The organism is Nonomuraea sp. NPDC000554 (assembly GCF_040300065.1).
Classification (GTDB): domain Bacteria; phylum Actinomycetota; class Actinomycetes; order Streptosporangiales; family Streptosporangiaceae; genus Nonomuraea.
The window spans coordinates 38,645-58,566 of sequence record NZ_JBEPDC010000049.1; the positions used below are offsets into that span (position 1 = coordinate 38,645).

The following is a 19,922-nucleotide window of genomic DNA, read 5'->3' on the forward strand; positions in this document are numbered from 1 at the left end:
GTAGACATGATGGTCACCCCGCCCAGGCGCCGCTCAGGAAGCGGGCCGCGTCCAGCACCATGAGGGGCCCCGCGAGCAGGGCGTAGACCACGATCACCCAGCGTCTGACGGTGGCGAGCCTGGCGAGCGCCACCCAGAGCGGGAACCACAGCAGCAGCGAGCGCGGGATCGACAGGTAGTAGGCGGAGGTCATCAGCGCCCCCGCCTGCAGCCCCGTGTAGGCCAGCTCGCTCCACCTGCGCTGTAAGAGCAGCCAGGCGAGGGCCGCCAGGGCGATGACGGCTCCGGCGATCTCCATGCGGAAGGCGACGGCGAAGTCGTCCGTGCCCGTCGCCGACTGCCAGGTGGTGCGCCACGCCTCCCACGGCCACACCATCTCCCTGCCCCAGCCGGCCTCCTGAGCGTGCTTCCAGGCCAGCCAGTCGCCCGAGCGGGTGAAGTGGTAGTACGAGTACGCGGCCAGCGGCGCGAACGGCACCACCAGCCACCCCGCCCTCCTCACCGGAGAGCCGCCGGCGACGAACTCCACGACCAGGGCGAGCGCCAGGAAGAGCCCGGTGATCCTGACGCAGGACGCGCCCGCGGCCAGCGCCGCCGCGAGCGGCCAGCGGCCCTGACGGGCGGCGAGCCAGGCCGGGATCGCGAACGCCAGGAACAGCGACTCGCTGTAGCCGGCCATCAGGAACACGGCCGTCGGGAAGAGCAGCAGCCCCAGCACGGCGATCCAGCCCGAGGCGCCCTCGAACTCCGCCAGCCTGGCCAGCGCGACCATCGCCACCGCGCCCGCCACGAGCGAGACGAGCAGCCCGCTCGCCGTCCAGTCCGGCACCACGAGGTGGGTCAGGCGCAGCAGCAGCGGCAGGCCGGGGAAGAACGCGGGCAGACCGGCGTCGGTCGGCTTGTTCGGGTCGCCGTCGTAGCCGTGCTGGGCGATGGTGACGAACAGCCCGGCGTCCCACTGCCGCCACCTGTTCAGGTACTCGTGGAACGTCACCCCGAGCAGCGTCGCCATCACCAGCCCGGCACGCGAGCCCAGCCAGAGCAGCAGCGCGTCGCGCCTGGCCGAGCCCGTGATCATCGATGGCCGGGCAGCAGCGTGAACCGGTCGGACGCTCCGGCGAACACGCCGTCGGCCTGGTCGTCGAGGTCCGCCTGCCGCACGACGTCCTTGTCGGGGCGGAGGATGTCGCGGACGACGAAGGCCATCATGATCGCGATCGTGAGGATGCGCCCCCAGACGGCGCTGAAGTAGGTGTCGTCACCGATGCCCAGGTCGGAGCGGCTGAGCGGCGGCTGGGCGAGCAGGTAGAGCCAGATCGCGAAGAAGTACCAGATCTCCGCGAGCTGCCAGAGCGCGAGCGGCTTCCAGTTGGGCCTGGCCAGCACGGCGAAGGGCACCAGCCAGAGCACGAACTGCGGCGACCACACCTTGTTCGTCATCATGAACGCGGCCAGCGCCAGGAAGCAGATCTGCGCCAGCCGCGGCCTGCGCGGGGCGGCCAGCGTGAGCACCGCGATGCCCAGGCAGAGCACGGCCAGCGAGGCCATGCCCAGCTTGCTGACGTCGCCGTCGCCCAGGATCGGCCAGCCCTTGTTCTGGAAGAACAGCCACGGCGAGCCCCAGTCGACGCCGCGTTCCTGGGAGAACACGTAGAACCTGCGCCAGCCCTCCCAGGCGAACAGCATGAACGGCACGTTGACGGCGAGCCAGGCGGCCGCCGTCGCCAGCATCGTGAGGAGGAACGGCCGCCAGCGCGCGGTGCGCAGCGCGAGCAGGAAGAGCGCGCCGACGAACATCAGCGGGTAGAACTTGGTGGCGATCGCCAGCCCGAGCAGGACGCCCGCGAGCACGTGCCGCTGCCGCTTCCAGGCCAGCAGCACGCCCATCGACAGCGCGCCCGCGACCAGGTCCCAGTTGATGTACGCGGCCAGGATCACCGAGGGGGCGAGCGCGTACCAGAGCGCGTCCCATCGCCTGGCGGGCCCGGCGACCGCGGCCATCAGCAGCACGCCGATCACCAGGCAGATCCCGAGCAGGATCACGGTGAAGTCGTAGAAGAGGACCGCCTGGGCGGCCTCGCCCTGCCCCAGCCAGCGGGCGAGCCAGCTGATCACCTGCATGACCTCGCCGAGCACGACCGGGTACTCGACCTGCTTGTCGAACGGCACGTCCGCGAAGTACGGGTTCTGCGTACCGAGCTGGCGGTCGAAGAAGAGCGGGTAGATGTCGGTGTAGCAGAAGTTGGTGTACGTCGAGACCTGGTCGTTCCAGCCTCCGGTGCGGCACGGCAGCCGCACCAGGTACGCGAGGGTCGCCCCCAGGGCCGCGAACAGCCCCAGGGGGAGGTACGGCATGGCCCGCGCCATCAGCGGCACGCGGGCCTCCGTGCTGGACGTCACCGCTGCTCGCGCCTGCCCGGCGTCGGCCCGGGCAGCACGGTCGGATGTCCCGAAGCCGGGCCTTCGTCACCGCGGGCCACCTGACCGTCGTCGCCCGTGGGCATGTCGCCCTGGTCGTCGATCGGGTTGTCGTTCGGGTTGTCGTTCGGATTGTCGTTCGGGTCGACGGAGACGTTGCCGTCGTCACAGGGCTCGACGAGGCACTCCTGGGTCGGGTCCTCGTTCTGGAACGACGGGTCCTCGGTGGGCTTCGCCGTGGGCGTCGGGCTCGGCACGATGTTCTCCGGCTGGCCGAGGTCGACCCTGGTCGGGAACTGCTCGATGGGCTTGCCCTCGTGCGCGGCCAGCATGAACGCCCGCCAGGTCGCGGTGGGCGCGTCGGCGCCCTCGAACTTCAGCGACACCTCGTAGGGCAGGGTGTAGGGCTTGTTTCCGTTGTACTTCTTGTCCTCCGGCCTGCCGTGGGGAGTGATCGGGCAGTTGGAGTTGATGGGCGGGACGACCTTGCCCTTCTTCGTCCGGCACTCCTCGCGGTACATGCCGACCGCAGTGGAGAGCTGCGGGGTGTAGCCGACGAACCAGGCTTCCTTCTCGTCGTTGTTCGTGCCGGTCTTGCCCGCCGCCGGACGGTTGCCGAGACCCTTGCCCCGGGCGGTGCCGCTTCTCAGCACCTCCTGCATGGCGACCGTGGCGTCGGCGGCGGCGTCCGCGCCGATCACCGGCTTGGAGACCTTCTTCTCGGACAGCACCTTGAGCTTGCCCTGATAGACCTCCTTCACCACGTGGTACTTGGTGTACCTGCCGCCGTTGGCGAAGATCGAGTATCCGGCCGCCTGCTCCACAGGGGTGACCAGAGCGCTGCCGATGGCGAACTGGTAGCTGTGGTCCTTGACGTCCTTGTCCATGCGGGTCGGGCTGAACCCGGCCGTCTTGACGAGGTTCTGGACGTCCTCGATCTTGCCGGGCAGGGCGTAGGCCATCGACACGTAGGCGGTGTTGACGGAGTCGGCGGTCGCCTTGATCACGTCGATGGACGCGGCCTCGTTGTGGCTGTTCTTGAAGCCGCCCGCCTGCTGGCCCGGCAGCTCCTTGGGCACCGTCACCCGGCCCGGAACGTAGCTCTTGAGCGAGTAACCGGCCTGCAGCCAGGCCGCCAGGACGTAGGGCTTGAACGCGGACGCGGCCTGCTTCGCCGAGTCGAAGGGCTCGTTCCACGGATCCTTGATGTAGTCCTTGCCGCCGTAGAACGCCACGACCTGGCCGTTCTTCGGGTTGACGGCGGCCAGACCCGTGTGAAACTCCTTCGACATGTTCGAGGTCGTGCTCTCCACTGCGGTCTGCGCGGCCTGCATCAGCTTCTTGTCGAAGGTGCTGGTGATCTGGTAGCCGCCGGTCTTGACCATGTCCTCGGTGATGCCCCGCGCGTCGAGCTCCCGAAGCACCTGTTCGATCATGTAGCCGTTGATGCCCCGGTATGCGGAGGTGTCGCGGGCCTTCTTCGTCTTGGGGAACTTGGCCGTGCTCGGGAGCTGGGCGTACTTTTCAGGCCACTGCTTGGACATGTAGTCGATGACGGTCGTCCAGCGATTCCTCAGCGCGGGCGCGTCGGCCTCCCAGGCCGGCGTCTGGATGCGCGCGGCGAGGTAGGCGGCCTGCGACTCGTTCAGCTTCGCCGCGCTGACGCCGAAGTACGCCTGCGAGGCGGCCTCGATGCCGTAGGCCCGGCCGAAGTTGACGGTGTTCAGGTAGTTCTTGAGGATGTCCTCCTTGGACATCTGCTTGTCCAGCTTGACCGCGACGAAGATCTCGTTGATCTTTCGTTTGATCGAGATTTCCTGGCTCAGGCCCTGGTAGTAGTTGCGGGCCATCTGCTGGGTGATCGTCGAGGCGCCCTGCAACTGCTGGCCGGTGGCCGTGTTCCAGATCGAGCGCGCCATGCCCGAGATGGAGATGCCGGAGTCCTCGTAGAACGTCTTGTTCTCGATGGCCACCGCGGCGTCCTTGACGAACTGGGACATCTGGTTGAACGGGACGATCTTTCGAGGCGTGCCCAGGACGGCGATCTTGTTCTTGCCGTCGGCGTAGTAGATCGTGCTCGACTGCGCCACCGCCTGATCCTGGGTGTCGTTGGGCAGCGGGGTCTTGGCGTAGGCCACCGCGATCATGCCGAAGACGCCGGCCGCGAGGACGGCCATGCTGACCATGACGATCTTCCAGTTCGGGATGAACCGTCGCCACTTCGGCTTGTCGCCGCCGCCGCCCTTGGTGGGCGGCTCCTTCGGCCCTCCGGGACCGCCGGACCCGCGCCCGCGCGCCCGGCGCGGCCTGTCGGCGATCACGGTCTCCTGGTTGGACTGGCTCCGCGTCTCCCGCTCACCGGCGGCGCGCGAGGCGCGGCGGCCCTGCTGCGGCTCGCGGGGCTGCGGCTCGCGGGGCGCCGCCTCCCGGTGCGGCTCACGCGGGCCAGGTTGCGCGGCGCGCCGGGGCGGCTCGTCGTACGACTGCGCGGCCATCGCCCCGGTCTCCTCGTACGCGGCTTCCGGACGGCGAGGAGAGGGCGGCGCCGCGCCCCAGGTGGCGTCGCCGGTTTGCGGCGCGGAGGCCTGGGGCACAGAACGGGATGAGTCGGAGCGGCGGCGCCTTCCCTGGCGGGCCGTCCCCTCATTCATGCTGCTACTCACACGTCCTCACATCGTCGTCGGATTGCACGGCGGGTCAGGCGTGAAGCTCCTCGCCGCTATCTGTATCAGGGTTGGCCGACGAGGCCCGGCGGCCCGTTGCCGAGGACGAACGTGACCGCCAGATGGTTCCAGGAACAACCTTGGCAGACCTCGACGACGTACACCCGGAACTCGTCGTAATCATGGGCCATCTCGGCGAGTTCTGCTGCTCCCTTTGCCTGACCGGCATGTCGCCCCAGTGAGTCCCCATAGACGTAGGTCACGTCGGTGACGTTCTCCCTCTCGCATACCGGGCAGAGGCGTTCGGTTGGCTCACCGAAGGCGCGGGCCGCGCGGAGGAGGTAGGGCTGTGCATCACAGACGTCACCGGGCGGCGTCCGCCCGGTGCGCAGAGAGCGGACTACCGCCCGCTTCGCGAGGCTGTAATCCACCACCCTTCTCTGTGACCACATACGCGCCAGACTACGGCTTTTTACCGATTCATCCGAACCTCTTGGGAAAGTCGTTGATTGCAGCGATATAGCGAAGCGACGTATCCTCGAGATGTATCGGTTCGATACATTGGCGCGAGAGGGGGGCGGTTCCATGGGCGGCGGACAGGGCAGAGTGCTGGAACTGGCCGTGCTCGGGTCCCTGCACGAGACGCCGCTGCACGGCTATGAGCTGCGCAAACGGCTCAACGCACTGCTGGGCATGTTCCGCGCCTTCTCCTACGGGTCCCTGTATCCGTGCCTGCGTTCGTTGCTGGCTCAGGGACTGATCGCGGAGGAGCAGCCGGCTCCCACCACGATCGTGGGCGGCCGGTCGAAGATCGTCTACAAGCTCACCGCCGAGGGCAAGGAGCGGCTCCAGGAGTTGCTCACCCAGGCAGGTCCGTCCGCGTGGGAGGACGAGAGCTTCGGCGTCCACTTCGCCTTCTTCAGGCATACGGAGGCCGAGGTGCGCCTGCGCATCCTCGAAGGCCGCCGCAGCCGCCTGGAGGAGCGGCTCGACAGCGTCCGCACCGCTCTCGCCCGCACGCGGGAGCGCCTCGACAGCTACACGCTCGAACTGCAGCGCCACGGCCTGGAGTCGGTCGAGCGTGAGGTGCGGTGGCTGAACGAGTTGATCGCAACAGAGAGACGGGCCTCCGAGGAGCCCGGAAGAGATACGTCAACTGATGAGTAAGGGAGCGAGTGCGATGGGTTCGGTTCGCGTGGCCATCGTCGGTGTCGGCAACTGCGCGGCGTCGCTGGTCCAGGGCGTGCACTATTACAGGGACGCCGACCCGGCCACCCGGGTGCCGGGCCTGATGCACGTGAGGTTCGGCGACTACCACGTCGGCGATGTGGAGTTCGTCGCCGCGTTCGACGTCGACGCCAAGAAGGTCGGTCGTGACCTGTCCGAGGCGATCGTCGCCAGCGAGAACAACACGATCAAGATCACGGATGTGCCTCCGACGGGGGTGACGGTCCAGCGCGGCCACACCTTCGACGGGTTGGGCGAGTACTACCGCGAGATCATCGAGGAGTCGGACGAGCAGCCGGTCGACGTCGTCAAGGTGCTCCGCGACAACCAGGTGGACGTGCTGGTCTCGTACCTGCCGGTGGGCTCGGAGGAGGCCGACCGCTTCTACGCGCAGTGCGCGCTGGACGCCAAGGTGGCCTTCGTCAACGCGCTGCCGGTGTTCATCGCCTCCGACCCGGAGTGGGCGGCGAAGTTCACCGAGGCGGGCGTCCCGATCGTGGGCGACGACATCAAGTCGCAGGTCGGCGCCACCATCACGCACCGCGTGATGGCCAAGCTGTTCGAGGACCGCGGGGTCGAGCTGCTGCGCACGTACCAGCTCAACTTCGGCGGCAACATGGACTTCATGAACATGCTGGAGCGTAAGCGCCTCATGTCCAAGAAGATCTCCAAGACGCAGTCCGTCACCTCGCAGATCCCGCACGAGATGGCCAGGGCTGACGTCCACATCGGGCCGTCGGACCACGTGCCGTGGCTCGACGACCGCAAGTGGGCCTACGTCCGGCTGGAGGGCCGCTCCTTCGGCGACACGCCGCTCAACCTCGAGTACAAGCTGGAGGTCTGGGACTCGCCGAACTCCGCGGGCATCATCATCGACGCCGTGCGGGCCGCGAAGATCGCCCTCGACCGGGGCATCGCGGGGCCGATCCTGAGCGCGTCGTCGTACTTCATGAAGTCGCCGCCGGTGCAGCACTCCGACGACGAGGCCCGCGAGTACGTCGAGAAGTTCATCAGGGGCGAGGTCGAGCGCTAGCCGCCACGGCGGGCCGCCGGCCGTTCACACGCGAGCGGCCGGGGGCAGTTCGTCCCGGGGCGCCGGCTCCCAGGACAGCGGGTCGGACCCCAGCTCCTCCAGCAGCGGCACCTGCTCCCTGCACCACGGCGAGACTGACAGCAGGCCGTTGCGCACGCCGTCGGCGAACTCCTTCCACGGCATCCACCGCGTCTCGCCGACCTCGTCGGGGTTCGGCGCCTCCCGGGCGTCGACGACCACCCGGTAGACGGGGCACAGCTCGTGCTCGACGACCCCGTTGGCCATCACCGCGCGGTAGGCGAAGCTCGGCAGCATCAGGTCGACGCGTTCCACGCTCAGCCCGAGCTCGTACGACAGCCTCCGGGTGACCGCCTGATCGAGCGGCTCGTCGGGAAGCGGGTGGCCGCAGCAGCTGTTGGTCCAGACACTCGGCCAGGTGATCTTGTGGTCGGCGCGTCTGGTGAGCAGCACGCTGCCGTCATGGTTGAAGACGTAGCTCGAGAAGGCCAGGTGAAGCGGCGTCTCGGCGCCGTGCACCAACGTCTTGGGCGCGGTGCCGATCCGGTTCCCGTCGCCATCGACGAGCACCACGTGTTCCTCAGTCGTCACGCTACGAAGCGTACGTGGTCATGTCGGGGTTCGGACCCGATCGGCGCACCTACTGCGCCAATCTGTGACAGGGCTAGGCTGGCCGCGTGTCCTTCGTCGCCGATCTACGCGTGGTCCTGCGGGGCCGTGACTTCCGCCGGTTGTTCGGCACGCGGCTGGTCTCCCAGTTCTCCGACGGGATCTTCCAGTTCGGCGTGACAGGGTTCGCCTTCTTCAGCCCCGAGAAGCAGACCACGGCCCTGCAGGTGGCCGCGGGGCTGGCCGTGCTGTTCCTGCCGTACAGCATCCTCGGGCCGTTCGTCGGCGTCTTCATCGACCGCTGGTCGCGACGGCAGATCCTGGTGGTCGCCCCCGTCGTGCGGGGCGCGCTGCTGCTCCTCGCCGCCGGCCTGGTCGCGGCCGACGTCCCCGACCCGGTGTTCTACGCGGCGGCGCTCGGCGTGCTCGGCGTGAACCGGTTCTTCCTGGCCGCGCTCGGCGCGTCGCTGCCGCACGTCGTTCCCGCGGACCGGCTGATGGCGGCCAACGCGGTGACGCCCACGTCCGGCACCGTGGTCACGTTCGTCGGCTACGGGGTGGGGTTCCTGCTGCGCGAGGTGTTCGGCGGCGACGACATGGGCACCGCGCTGCTGCTCGTCATCTCGGGCGTGGTGTTCGGCTTCAGCGCGCTGATCGCGCGGACGATGGAGCGTTCGCTGCTCGGCCCCTCCTACGACCCGGAGCGGCCGCAGGCCCGCCAGGCCGTGCGGCACGTCCTGGTCGGCCTGGCCGACGGCGCGCGGCACCTCGTCCGCCACCGCACCGCCGCCGCCACGATGGGCGCGATGGCCGCGCACCGGTTCATGTACGGCATGGCGACGGCGCTCGGCATCATCCTGTACCGCTACTACTTCACCGACGGCGACAGCGAGGCGGCGCTGCGCGGGATCAGCGTCGTGGTGGCCACGTCCGGCGTCGGCTACTTCCTCGCGGTGCTGATCACCCCGTGGGCCACCGAGCGGTTCACCATCGAGCGCTGGGTGACCATCGCGCTGGCCGCGGCCGGGGTGCTCGCCGCGGCGGTGGTCGTGCCGTTCCAGGTGTGGGGGCTGCCTGTCGCCGGGTTCGTCCTCGGCGTCGCCGGGCAGAGCGTCAAGATCTGCGCCGACACGACCGTGCAGCGCGACGTCGAGGACGTCTACCTCGGCCGCGCCTTCTCGATCTACGACATGCTGTTCAACGGGATGTACGTGCTGGCCGCGGCGCTGTCGGCGGCGATCCTGCCGCCCAACGGCAAGTCGTACGCGGCCGTGGCGATCATCGCGGCCGGCTATCTGCTGAGCGCGCTCGCCTACCGGATGATCACCCCGCGCCGCGTCCCCGCGCCGCGCTGACCTCAGGCGGCGCCGTTCTCGCGGGCCCACTCCAGGAGCGCCTCGGTGGCCGCCTCCTTGCCGATCATGCCCTTGTCGAGGCGGAGGTCCAGCAGGAACTTGTACGCGCGGCCGACCAGCGGCCCCGGCCCGACGCCGAGGACCTGCTGGATCTCGTTGCCGTCGAGCTCCGGGCGGATCTTGGCCAGCTCCTCCTCCTCGGCCAGCCTGGCGATGCGCTCCTCCAGCTGGTCGTAGGTGCGCGAGAGCGCCGACGCCTTGCGCTTGTTGCGGGTGGTGCAGTCGGCCCTGGTCAGCTTGTGCAGGCGGTCGAGCAGGTGGGCGGCGTCGCGGACGTAGCGGCGGACCGCGCTGTCGGTCCACTCGCCCGTGCCGTAGCCGTGGAAGCGCAGGTGCAGCTCCACCAGCCGCGCCACGTCCGCCACGACGTCCTTGGGGAACTTCAGCTCGGTCATCCGCTTCTTGGTGAGCTGCGCGCCGACCACCTCGTGGTGGTGGAAGGAGACGCGCCCGCCCGGCTCGTGCCGGCGGGTCTTGGGCTTGCCGATGTCGTGCAGGAGCGCCGCCCAGCGCAGGATCCGGTCGGGCTTGCCGTCCTCCTCCTGCGCGATGGCCTGGTCGAGGACGGTCAGCGAGTGCTCGTAGACGTCCTTGTGCCGGTGGTGCTCGTCGATCTCCAGGCGCAGCTTGGGCAGCTCGGGCAGGACGTACGCCGCCAGCCCGGTCTCCACCAGCAGGCGCAGCCCCTCGCGCGGATAGGCGCCGCAGACCAGCTTGTCGAGCTCTTCGCGGATGCGCTCGGCCGAGACGATCTCGATGCGCTCGGCCATCGCGGTCATCGCGGCCACCGCCGCGGCGTCGACGGTGAACCCGAGCTGGGAGGCGAACCGCGCGGCGCGGAGCATGCGCAGCGGGTCGTCGTCGAAGGACCGCTGCGGCGTGCCGGGCGTGCGCAGCCGCTTGGCCGCGAGGTCGGCCAGGCCGCCGTAGGGGTCGACGAACTCGTGGTCGGGCAGCCGCACCGCCATCGCGTTGACCGCGAAATCACGCCGCTCCAGGTCGGCCTCGAGGGTCTCGCCGTACATGACCTCGGGCTTGCGTGACTTGGGGTCGTAGGACTCGCTCCGGTACGTGGTGATCTCGATCAGCCAGCCGCCCTTGCGCACCCCGACCGTGCCGAAGTCGATGCCGATGGTCCAGACGGAGTCGGCCCAGTCTCGGACGATCTCGAGCACCCGCTCCGGACGGGCGTCGGTGGTCAGGTCGAGATCGTTGCCGACGCGGCCGAGCAGCATGTCGCGCACCGGGCCGCCGACGAGGGCCAGTTCGTGGCCGTGGTCGGCGAACAGCCTGCCGAGCTCGTCGGCTGCAGGGGCGATCTTGCGGAACAGGTCGTTCATGGCCCGCTGCTGGGTTTCGGTCAGATGTGAGTCGGACAAGCTGAGAGGTCCTTCGATTGCGGAACATATCCCCCGAGCCATACGAGGTCCGGGTTACCGTCGGGTCAAAAGCATCGTCGGGGGACATGGAACGAAGGAGCGTGTACATGAAGGACGCCCTCGCGATCCACCGCTGGCTCCTCGCACACCAGGTCCACCATGAGATCGTACGCCTTCCGCGTCCTATGACATGCGCGGAAGAGCTACCGGAGGCGATCTCCGCGGCGCCCGCGCGGTGCGTCGCGGTCACGGTGTTCGAGGTCGCCACCAGGGTCGGCCGCGAGGCCGTCGTGGCCGTCGTCTCGACGGTGGCCGACCCGCCGCCCCCCGGAGCGGTGGGCGGACTCCTCGGCGCGCGCAAGGTACGCCCCGCGCCCGCCTTCCTGGTCAACTCGGCGACCGACTACGCGGCCGGGCTGGTCAGCCCGCTGCTGCTCCCCCAGCGGCTGCCCGTGCTGATCGACCGCCGGCTCCGCCCGGACAAGGAACCGATCTTCATGCCCACCGGCGAACGCCACACCGCCCTCACCATGAGCGCGCTCGACCTGCTGACACTCGTGCCGGGCAAGCCGGTCGACCTCCACGCACCGCGGCCCAGAGGGGCACGCCGAGCGGTCGCGCTTCGGCACTGAACCCGTACGATGGCGGGCGTGCGTCGTTCTCCTGCTCGGGCTGACGCGTGATCCGTAAGGCCACGCTGCTCGCCGTCCTCTCCGCCACGTTGCTCGCGCCCATGGTCGCGACGACGCCGGGTGCGGCTGCCGCGAAGACGAGCGCCAGGCAGGCGATCAGCCTGTCCATCTCGTCCATCACGCCCGATGTGCCCACCCAGCAGGCCCAGGAGATCACGATCTCCGGCACGGTCCGTAACGAGAGCGGCACGCCCCTGCCCAACCTGTGGGTGAGGGTCCGCTACTCCGCGCAACGCTTCACCGACCGCGCCCGCCTGAGCGCCTACCAGAGCGACCAGAACCAGGCGACCCTGCCGCCCACGCCCTCGACCAGAACGCCGCAGTCGAGCCTGCGGATCCAGTCCCTCGACACGGGCGGCTCCGCGACGTTCTCGCTGAAGGTGACGCCCGCGCAGTTCACGCTGCCCGGGTTCGGCGTGTACCCGCTCGCCGTCGAGGTGGTCCAGAACGGCTATATGCCGCTGGCCGTGCAGCGCACCTACCTGACGTACGCGCCCCCGACGCCGCAGAAGCTGCCGCGCAACAAGCTGGCCGTCGCGCTGCCCCTCATCGACCAGCCGCACCAGGTCGCGCTGCCGGTCGACCCCCGGGCGCAGCCGACCGGCGCCATCTTCGTCGACGACAAGCTCGGCGCCGCGCTGGCGGGCAAGGGCCGCCTCGCCGACCTGGCCCGCATCGCCAAGTCCGCGCCGAATAAGGTCACCTGGTTCGTCGACCCCGCGTTGATCGCCGACGTCGAGGCCCTCACCAAGGGCCACACGATCAAGACCAAGGACAAGCAGGAGGGCAGGCCCGCCGACGCCAACGCCGCCGCGTGGCTGGCCGACATCCGCCAGTCCCTCGCGAACGTGCCGGTGGTGGCCACCCCGTACGCCGACCCCGACGTGACCGCGCTCGCCCACCAGGGCCTCGACACGCAGACCGGCCGGGCGATGGAGCTGGGCGCGCAGGAGGCCCGGCGGCTGATCAAGCCCGACGTGCAGACGTCCACGAACTGGCCGGCGGCGGGCGTGCTCGACGCCGACGCGCTCGACCTGCTCGCCGTCGGCAAGCCCAAGGTCGCCAAGACCGACCGGGTCCTGCTGAACTCCACCAACCTGCCGACGCAGACGCCCGTCACGTTCACCCCCGACGCCGCCACCACCCTCGACAGCGTCAACGGCCCCGTCACGGCCCTCGTCGCCGACACCGAGCTGAGCAAGCTGTTCGAGCCCGTCCCCGGTGTCCCCGGGTCGGCGGTGCTCAGCAAGCAGCGCTTCATCGCCGAGACCGCGCTGATCGCGTCCGAGCCGGGCCAGACGAAGCCCAGGCAGCTCGTGGTGGCCCCGTCGCGCCGCTGGGACCCGAACCCGCAGCTGGTCAAGACCCTGCTCGACACCGCGAACCGGCTGCCCTGGCTGACGCTGACCCCGCTCGGCTCCCTCAAGGCGAGCAAGACCTCGACCCCGCGCGCGCCCCTCACCTACTCCGAGGAGAACCGCAAGGACGAGCTCAGCGCGAAGTACCTCGGCCGGGTCAAGGAGGTCGCCGCGAAGGCGCACACCACCGCCTCGATCACCAGCCAGCAGGAGTCCGACTTCGACGCCTCCGTGCTCAGGCTCGCCTCGTCGGGCTGGCGCAACACCACCCGCACCGGACGTGCCGCGACCAAGCTGGTCAACGAGGCCGTCGAGAAGCGGATAGACGGCATCTCGATCGCCGGCGCCGACTCCGACCAGCCGCGCACCCTGGCCGGGCGCGACGGCGTGGTGCCCATCAGCGTGAAGAACACGCTCGACGACCCGGTCTACGTGTTCATCGACGTGAAGTCCAACAACCCCGAGCTGCTGCACGTCAAGGTCGACCAGAAGGAACCGCAGAAGATCCTCAGCCAGCAGAGCGCCACCGTCCAGGTCAAAATGACCGCGTTGACCAGCGGCGACGCGACGGTGACCGTCCAGCTGAGCACCATCGACCACAAACCGTACGGCGAACCCCGCAAGCTCACGATCCGCAGCACCGGCTACACCGGCGTCGCCCTGGTCATCGTCGGAGGCGCACTGACGGTCATGCTCGCCGCGGTCGTGACCCGGGTGCTCCGGCGCAGATCGCAGCGACGGCTGGCGCGGGCCAAGACCCGAGAGAGTGAGACCGTATGAGCCGCATGATGCGGGCCAGCGCCATCATGGCGGCGGGCACGATGGTGTCCAGGGCCACGGGGTTCGTGCGGACGATGGTGCTCGCGTACGCCATCGGCACCATGGCCATGGGCGACGCTTACAACGCCGCCTACGCGATCCCGTACAGCATCCTCGACCTGCTGCTCCTCGGCGTGCTCAGCAGCGTGGTGGTGCCGATGATCGTGCGGGCGCAGCAGAACGACCCCGACGGCGGGCGCGCCTACGAGCAGCGGCTGATGACGCTGGCCACGGCCGTGCTGGTGGCCGTGGCCGCGCTCGCCGTGCTGGCGGCGCCGCTGCTCATCGATCTCTACACCACCGACTGGGCGCCCGGCAGCCGCAAGTTCGAGGTCGCGGTGATGCTGGCCAGGTTCATCCTGCCGCAGCTCGCCTTCTTCGGCATCGGCGCGGTGGCCGGAGCCATCCTCAACACCCGCGACCGCTTCGCCGCCCCCATGTGGGCGCCGGTCGTCAACAACCTGGTCGTCATCGTCGTGATGCTGCTCTACGCGGTGGTGGCGGGCGAGGCCGGCGGCGACGTCTCCCGCGTCACCAACGGCGACCTGGCCCTGCTCGGCCTCGGCACCACGGCGGGCATCGTGGCCCAGGCGGCCGTGCTCATCGTCGCGCTCCGGCGGATCGGCTTCTCCTTCGTCCCCCGCTTCGACGCGCGCAACGCGCGACTCGGCGAGATGGGCAGGGCCGGGATCTGGACGATCGGCTACGTCGTGATCACCCAGCTCGGCTTCATGCTCACCACGAACCTGTCGAGCGCGGCCGGCGCGGCGGTCGCCGGCCACGGCATCACCCCGTACACGCTGGCCTTCCAGCTCTTCCAGCTCCCCTACGGCGTCATCGGCGTCTCGGTGATCACCGCGATGCTGCCCCGGATGAGCCGCGCGGTGGGCGAGGGCCGGCTCGACGACGTACGGACGGAGTTCGGGTCGAGCGTGCGGCTGATCAGCTCGGTGATGGTGCCGGTGTCGCTGATGCTGATGGTCCTCGGCCCGGCCATCACCGTGCCGCTCTACCACCACGGCGTCACCACCCTGGACTCCGCCCGCTACATCGGCAACGTGTTGCAGGTGTACGGCCTCGCGCTGGTGCCGTTCTCGATCTTCCAGCTGCTGCTGCGCGTCTTCTACAGCTTCGGCGACACCCGCACCCCCGTGTACGTGGGCGCCGGAACCACCGCCGTCAACGCGCTGCTCATGTACGCCTTCTACGCGCTGCTGCCGTACGAGTACACGGTCATGGGCCTGGCCTTCGCGTACGCGATCTCGTACGCGCTGGGCGCGGCGGTCGCCTGGGTGGTGGCCAGCCGGCGGGTCCACGGCCTGGGTGGCTGGACCATCGGCATGTCCATGACCAGGATGTACCTGGCGGCGCTGCCCACGGCCGTGGTGGCGCTGGCCGCCGTCTGGGCCGTCCAGGAGCTGCTCGGCGGGCTGACCTTCGTCAACTCGCTGATCACTCTGGCCGTCGGCGGGGGGCTGGGCGGGCTGCTGTATCTGGGTGTCGCCCACCGGATGCGCATCCCGGAGGTGAACTCGATCGTTGGGATGGTTGCGAGGCGGGTAGGCCGGTAAAGAACACGGGCGGAACCACCCCGCCACTAGCATGGTGCCCGACACGCGCGAATGGAAGCAGGAGGGGCGTGGGCGGATCCACGTGGCATAGCACGCCTTCGTGGGGCACTCCCACGCAGGTGAGACGAGTCATGAGCACGCCCGATCGGCCGAGCGGAGTGAGCCAGTGAGCACGTCGGCGGTCGAACCCGGCACCCGCCTCGCCGAGCGCTTCCGGCTGGAAGATCGGGTGAGCGAGTCTGACGGCGCCACGTTGTGGAAGGCCATCGACGAGATCCTCGCCCGGCCTGTGGCCGTGCACACCTTCGGCCCAGACTTTCCCCGCGTCCACGAGGTCGTCACCGCCGCCCGCGCCGCCAGCCGGCTCACCGACCCGCGGCTGACCCAGGTGTTCGACGCCGCCGAGGACGACGGCCACTCCTACGTGGTGAGCGAGTGGGTCACCGGCGACACGCTGACCGACCTGCTCGCCGCCGGCCCGATGGAGCCCGAGCGCGCGGCCGGGCTGGTCGCCGAGGCGGCCGAGGCCCTCGCGCACGCGGCCGAGTCGAACCTCTACCACCTGTGCCTGCGCCCCGCCCACCTGGTGTGGACGACCGGCAACACGGTGAAGGTGCTCGGCGTGGCGGTCGACGCCGCGCTGTCCGGGCTCACCACCGACCAACCGGCCCTGGAGGACGCCGAAGGGCTCGGCCGCCTGCTCTACGCGGGCCTGACCGGCCACTGGCCCGGCGACGAGGAGGAGGGCGGGCTGCCCGCCGCCCCGACCATCGACGGGCATTTCTGCACGCCGCGCCAGGTGACCGCGGGCGTGCCCGGTTACCTGGAGACGGTCACGGTTCGGGCCTGCCTGCCCGAGTCCCGCAAGGGGCAGGGCGCGCTGTCGAGCGCGGCCGAGGTGGCCGAGTCGCTCGCCGACGTGGCCAGGCCGATGCCCATCCCGATCGCGTACCCGTCCCCGCCGGCGGTGACGTCCTCGGCCTCGCGCTCCGAGGGGCCCGACACCGAGCAGCGTCCCGTGCGGCCGGTCCAGTCCCTGACGGTGCAGCAGCCGCGGCCGAGCAGCGGCACGCTGAACCGGGTGCTGATGACGGTGGTCGTGCTGCTCGTCATCGCCGCCGTCGGCGTCGGCGCCTGGACGATCGGCCGCAGCCTCGGCAATCCGGGCACGCCTGAGCAGGCGTCGTCCTCTCCCAAGCCCTCGACCTCGGCCCCGGTGGCGGTTCAGGTCGTGAAGCCGTCCAAGGCGACCGATTTCGACCCGCTCGGCGACGGCAAGGAGAAGCCCAGTATCGCGCCGCTGGCGATCGACGGGCAGCCGAGCACGCTGTGGAAGACCGAGGAGTACACCAGCGCCGAACTGGGCAACATGAAGTCCGGTGTCGGCCTGCTGCTCGACATGGGCAAGTCCGTCCAGGTGAGTGATGTGGTGGCGACGCTGGCGCAGGCGCCGGGCGCGAACGTGGAGCTGAAGGTCGGCGACCAGCCCGAACTCGGCTCGCTGAAGACGGTCGCCCGCCAGAAGGACGCGGCAGGCAAGGTCACCTTGACCCCAGATCAACCCGCAACCGGTCAGTACGTTTTGATCTGGTTTACGCGTCTTCCGGCAGATGCTGGCGGGTTTCATGGCACCATCTATGAAGTAGTGGTGCATTCCCCAGGATCGGCATAATCAGGAAACTCTCTTGTGAACTCCCCACCCGATACCCCCTCAGAAGCGGAACGGCCCGCGGTCAGCGACGCCGAACTGCTGGCTGCGCACATCAACGGGGACCCACGCGCCTTCAGCGAAATCGTCAAGAGGCACCGTGACCGCATGTGGGCGGTCGCTCTGCGCACGCTGGGCGACCCCGACGAGGCGGCCGACGCCGTGCAGGACGCCTTCGTGTCCGCGTACCGCAAGGCCGGCACCTTCCGCGGCGAGGCCGCCGTCACCACCTGGCTCCACCGCATCGTCGTCAACGCCTGCCTCGACCGGATGCGCAGGAAGTCCGTCAGGCCGGTCGCCGACGACGAGCTCATCGAGGCTGCCGAGCGAGAGACCCCGCTGCCCGACCAGACGGGCGAGCGCGAGGTCTCGATGGAGGTTTCGGCCGCGCTGAAACTGCTGCCCACCGATCAGCGAGCGGCTCTCGTCCTCGTCGACATGATGGGCTACTCGGTCGAAGACGCAGCTCAGGTGCTCCAAGTACCCAGCGGGACGGTGAAGAGCCGATGTGCGCGGGGGCGCGCGAAACTTGCCCCGATTCTTTCGCATCTACGGAACCGATCAGACTTCAGTCGCGTCTCATCCGCGAAGGGAGCAGAACTTCGTGACGGGTGATACGCACTACGATCTGGAGATCCTGGCCGAGCTGGCCGAAGGTCTCCTGGACGCTGGCACGGCCCGCCAGGTCCGCGAGCATCTCGCGGTATGTGACCCCTGTGGGGAGCTTCTGGCCGACCTGGCAGCGGTTCGCGAGGTCCTCGCGGCGACCTCCACACCGGCCATGCCGATGGGGGTCGCACTGCGCATCGACAAGGCGCTTGCCGCCGAGAGCGAGTCTCGGCGCGGAGGTGTCGGCCTCGTGGAACCACCCGACTGGGATGAGCTCATGCGGGACTCCCCGTGGGAGCGGCACCCAGTCGAGGTCCCCGAGCCGGTACGCCTCGGGGTGGTGTCCGACGACGGCACGGTCGTCCCGGCCAGGCGGCGTCCCGCGCGGCAGCGCAGGTGGGCGATGCCCGCTGCGGCGGCGGTCGCGGCGGTGGCCGTGGTCGGCACGGCGGCCCTCTCGACCGGCCTGCTCGCCGGCGGTGGCAGCGACGGCGCGGGCACCAAGCAGGTCGCCCAACCCGCGGTGCCGAGCAAGGCGCAGACCAAGAAGGAGGTGCCGGGCAGGCCGTACGCGTTGACCGACAGCGGCCACAACTACAGCAACCAGGAGCTACGCCAGCCTCTGGCGGGCTTCCTCGCGCCCGCACCTGCGATGGCGGGCGGCTCACCGGACGTCGACCAGGTCGCCAAGTGCGTCAACCGGGTCGCCGACCGGTCCAAGCTGAAGACGTTCGCCGTCGACCAGGGCCAGTACAACGGCCAGGAGGCCATCGTCGTGACCTCCTGGAAGGACAAGCAGGCCAAGAAGCTCCGCATCGACGTCGTGGACCCGTTCAACTGCAAGAACCTGCGCAGGCCCGCGTTGGGCCGCTGGTAGCTCCACGCGAAAACCGCACGTCAGAGCCCGCTTCGGCGGGCTCTTTCGGTTTCCTCTGGCGTTGTGGGTGAGGGCCGGGAATCAGGGCGGCCTAGGATCTGTTGAGGCGACAGGCAACAGCAGACTAGGAAGGCGTGAGCGCGTTGAGCGACGTCCGTAACGTGATCATCATCGGGTCCGGCCCCGCTGGATACACCGCGGCCGTCTACTCCGCGCGCGCCGAACTCAAGCCGCTGCTCTTCGAAGGGTCCGTCACCGCCGGTGGCGCGCTGATGAACACCACCGACGTGGAGAACTTCCCCGGGTTCCCCGACGGCATCATGGGCCCCGACCTGATGGACAACCTGCGCAAGCAGGCGGAGCGGTTCGGCGCGGAGCTGGTGGCCGACGACGTGATCGAGGTCGACCTGGAGGCCAACCCCAAGGTCGTCAAGACGCACAGCGACACCTACTACGCGAAGTCGGTCATCCTGTCGATGGGCTCCGGCTACCGCGAGCTCGGCCTGGAGAACGAGAAGCGGCTGTCCGGCCACGGCGTGTCCTGGTGTGCCACCTGCGACGGGTTCTTCTTCCGCAACAAGGACATCGTGGTCGTGGGCGGTGGCGACACCGCGATGGAGGAGGCCACCTTCCTGACCCGCTTCGGCCGCATGGTCACCGTCGTGCACCGGCGTGACCAGCTGCGCGCCAGCAAGATCATGCAGGAGCGGGCGTTCGCGAACGAGAAGATCCGCTTCGTCTGGGACTCCGAGGTCGTCGACGTCCTGGGCGACAAGAAGGTCGAGGCCGTCAAGCTGCGCAACGTCAAGACCGGCGAGGAGTGCGAGCTGGCCGCCGACGCGCTGTTCCTGGCGATCGGCCACGACCCGCGCACCGAGCTGGTCAAGGGCCAGATCGACCTCGACGACGAGGGCTACATCAAGGTGGCGGCGCCGACCACCGCCACCAACATCGACGGCGTGTTCGCCGCTGGTGACGTCGTCGACCACACCTACCGCCAGGCCATCACCGCGGCCGGCACCGGCTGCGCGGCGTCGCTCGACTCCGAGCGCTGGCTCGTCAACAACGAGAAGTAAGGAGCTCACCGTGAAGGCAGTAACCGACGCCACGTTCGAGGCCGAGGTCCTCAAGAGCGACAAGCCCGTGCTGGTCGACTTCTGGGCCGAGTGGTGCGGCCCGTGCCGTCAGGTGGCTCCGATCCTGGAGGAGATCGCCAACGAGCACGGCGACAAGCTGGAGATCGTCAAGCTCAACATCGACGAGAACCCGAACGTCCCGCGCGACTACGGCGTGCTCCAGATCCCGACGTTGAACGTCTACAAGGGCGGAGAGGTCGTGAAGCAGATCATCGGTGCCAAGCCGAAGGCCATGCTGCTGCGCGAGCTCGAGGGCATCATCTAGCCCGTCCTCGTCCGAGAGCCCCTCGCGCTTCTTAAGTTCTAGGGATCGTCGCAACACCCCAGCTCGGGGGATGCGATGGACTTCGAGATCCGTAAGGACCGCAAACCGCAGGGGCCGAAGAAGCT

At 69.3% G+C, this 19,922-nt stretch carries 17 protein-coding genes; 11 read left to right on the forward strand and 6 right to left on the reverse strand.

Annotated elements, in window-relative coordinates:
• Positions 1–13 precede the first annotated feature (13 nt).
• The 4 genes from ABT294_RS49190 to ABT294_RS49205 form a co-directional block, all read right to left on the reverse strand.
• The gene (locus ABT294_RS49190; protein ID WP_350813452.1) at positions 14–1,078 is read right to left on the reverse strand and encodes a mannosyltransferase family protein; all 1,065 of its coding nucleotides are present in this window, start codon (positions 1,076–1,078) and stop codon (positions 14–16) included.
• Complete coding sequence (locus tag ABT294_RS49195; RefSeq protein WP_350813453.1) at positions 1,075–2,400, reverse strand: glycosyltransferase family 87 protein; 1,326 nt, start codon at positions 2,398–2,400, stop codon at positions 1,075–1,077. Before ABT294_RS49195 ends, ABT294_RS49190 begins: the two co-directional genes overlap by 4 nt.
• Positions 2,397–5,012 (reverse strand): transglycosylase domain-containing protein, encoded by a 2,616-nt coding sequence (locus ABT294_RS49200; RefSeq protein ID WP_350813454.1) that lies wholly within the window; start codon positions 5,010–5,012, stop codon positions 2,397–2,399. Before ABT294_RS49200 ends, ABT294_RS49195 begins: the two co-directional genes overlap by 4 nt.
• A 134-nt stretch (positions 5,013–5,146) precedes the next feature.
• Positions 5,147–5,533 (reverse strand): DUF5318 family protein, encoded by a 387-nt coding sequence (locus ABT294_RS49205; protein ID WP_350813455.1) that lies wholly within the window; start codon positions 5,531–5,533, stop codon positions 5,147–5,149.
• A 133-nt stretch (positions 5,534–5,666) separates the two neighbouring features.
• Here ABT294_RS49205 and ABT294_RS49210 point away from each other — a divergent pair, with 133 nt between their 5' ends.
• Both ABT294_RS49210 and ABT294_RS49215 read left to right on the forward strand, forming a co-directional pair.
• Complete coding sequence (locus tag ABT294_RS49210; protein ID WP_350813456.1) at positions 5,667–6,248, forward strand: PadR family transcriptional regulator; 582 nt, start codon at positions 5,667–5,669, stop codon at positions 6,246–6,248.
• Between the two features lie 13 nt (positions 6,249–6,261).
• Entirely contained in the window at positions 6,262–7,341 is a 1,080-nt protein-coding gene (locus tag ABT294_RS49215) for an inositol-3-phosphate synthase (protein WP_350813457.1), read from the forward strand.
• Positions 7,342–7,365: 24 nt separating this feature from the next.
• Here the strand turns inward: ABT294_RS49215 and idi are convergent, their stop codons facing one another.
• Positions 7,366–7,950: an isopentenyl-diphosphate Delta-isomerase gene (gene idi / locus ABT294_RS49220; protein ID WP_350813458.1), complete on the reverse strand. Its 585-nt coding sequence runs from the start codon at positions 7,948–7,950 to the stop codon at positions 7,366–7,368.
• An 86-nt stretch (positions 7,951–8,036) separates the two neighbouring features.
• Here idi and ABT294_RS49225 point away from each other — a divergent pair, with 86 nt between their 5' ends.
• A complete protein-coding gene (locus ABT294_RS49225; protein ID WP_350813459.1) occupies positions 8,037–9,323 on the forward strand; it encodes an MFS transporter in 1,287 nt (428 codons plus the stop codon).
• 2 nt (positions 9,324–9,325) lie between these two features.
• Here ABT294_RS49225 and ABT294_RS49230 read toward each other — a convergent pair whose 3' ends face one another.
• On the reverse strand, positions 9,326–10,723 hold the full coding sequence (locus ABT294_RS49230; protein WP_350813468.1) for a CCA tRNA nucleotidyltransferase: 1,398 nt from the start codon (positions 10,721–10,723) through the stop codon (positions 9,326–9,328).
• 146 nt (positions 10,724–10,869) lie between these two features.
• On the opposite strand from ABT294_RS49230, the gene ABT294_RS49235 reads away from it, so the two are divergent.
• The 8 genes from ABT294_RS49235 (at position 10,870) to trxA (ending at position 19,797) form a co-directional block, all read left to right on the forward strand.
• Entirely contained in the window at positions 10,870–11,394 is a 525-nt protein-coding gene (locus ABT294_RS49235) for an aminoacyl-tRNA deacylase (RefSeq protein ID WP_350813460.1), read from the forward strand.
• A 47-nt stretch (positions 11,395–11,441) separates the two neighbouring features.
• The gene (locus tag ABT294_RS49240) at positions 11,442–13,592 is read left to right on the forward strand and encodes a DUF6049 family protein (protein ID WP_350813461.1); all 2,151 of its coding nucleotides are present in this window, start codon (positions 11,442–11,444) and stop codon (positions 13,590–13,592) included.
• Positions 13,589–15,202: a murein biosynthesis integral membrane protein MurJ gene (gene murJ / locus ABT294_RS49245; protein ID WP_350813462.1), complete on the forward strand. Its 1,614-nt coding sequence runs from the start codon at positions 13,589–13,591 to the stop codon at positions 15,200–15,202. Before ABT294_RS49240 ends, murJ begins: the two co-directional genes overlap by 4 nt.
• A gap of 166 nt (positions 15,203–15,368) precedes the next feature.
• Positions 15,369–16,874, forward strand: a complete 1,506-nt coding sequence (locus tag ABT294_RS49250) for a protein kinase family protein (protein WP_350813463.1) — start codon at positions 15,369–15,371, stop codon at positions 16,872–16,874.
• 15 nt (positions 16,875–16,889) lie between these two features.
• Positions 16,890–17,525, forward strand: a complete 636-nt coding sequence (gene sigM, locus ABT294_RS49255; RefSeq protein ID WP_350813464.1) for an RNA polymerase sigma factor SigM — start codon at positions 16,890–16,892, stop codon at positions 17,523–17,525.
• The gene (locus ABT294_RS49260; RefSeq protein WP_350813465.1) at positions 17,515–18,396 is read left to right on the forward strand and encodes an anti-sigma factor family protein; all 882 of its coding nucleotides are present in this window, start codon (positions 17,515–17,517) and stop codon (positions 18,394–18,396) included. Before sigM ends, ABT294_RS49260 begins: the two co-directional genes overlap by 11 nt.
• 143 nt (positions 18,397–18,539) lie before the next feature.
• Entirely contained in the window at positions 18,540–19,472 is a 933-nt protein-coding gene (trxB, locus tag ABT294_RS49265; RefSeq protein ID WP_350813469.1) for a thioredoxin-disulfide reductase, read from the forward strand.
• Positions 19,473–19,482: 10 nt separating this feature from the next.
• Positions 19,483–19,797, forward strand: coding sequence for a thioredoxin (gene trxA / locus ABT294_RS49270; protein ID WP_350813466.1), 315 nt, complete (start codon positions 19,483–19,485; stop codon positions 19,795–19,797).
• The last annotated feature ends 125 nt before the right edge of the window (positions 19,798–19,922 follow it).

Coding starts and splice junctions, on each gene's coding strand:
- ABT294_RS49235 (WP_350813460.1), top strand. CDS start 10,870: ATGAAGGACGCCCTCGCGATCCACCGCTGGCTCCTCGCACACCAGGTC.
- ABT294_RS49230 (WP_350813468.1), bottom strand. CDS start 10,723: ATGAACGACCTGTTCCGCAAGATCGCCCCTGCAGCCGACGAGCTCGGC.
- ABT294_RS49215 (WP_350813457.1), top strand. CDS start 6,262: ATGGGTTCGGTTCGCGTGGCCATCGTCGGTGTCGGCAACTGCGCGGCG.
- ABT294_RS49210 (WP_350813456.1), top strand. CDS start 5,667: ATGGGCGGCGGACAGGGCAGAGTGCTGGAACTGGCCGTGCTCGGGTCC.
- murJ (WP_350813462.1), top strand. CDS start 13,589: ATGAGCCGCATGATGCGGGCCAGCGCCATCATGGCGGCGGGCACGATG.
- ABT294_RS49190 (WP_350813452.1), bottom strand. CDS start 1,078: ATGATCACGGGCTCGGCCAGGCGCGACGCGCTGCTGCTCTGGCTGGGC.
- ABT294_RS49205 (WP_350813455.1), bottom strand. CDS start 5,533: ATGTGGTCACAGAGAAGGGTGGTGGATTACAGCCTCGCGAAGCGGGCG.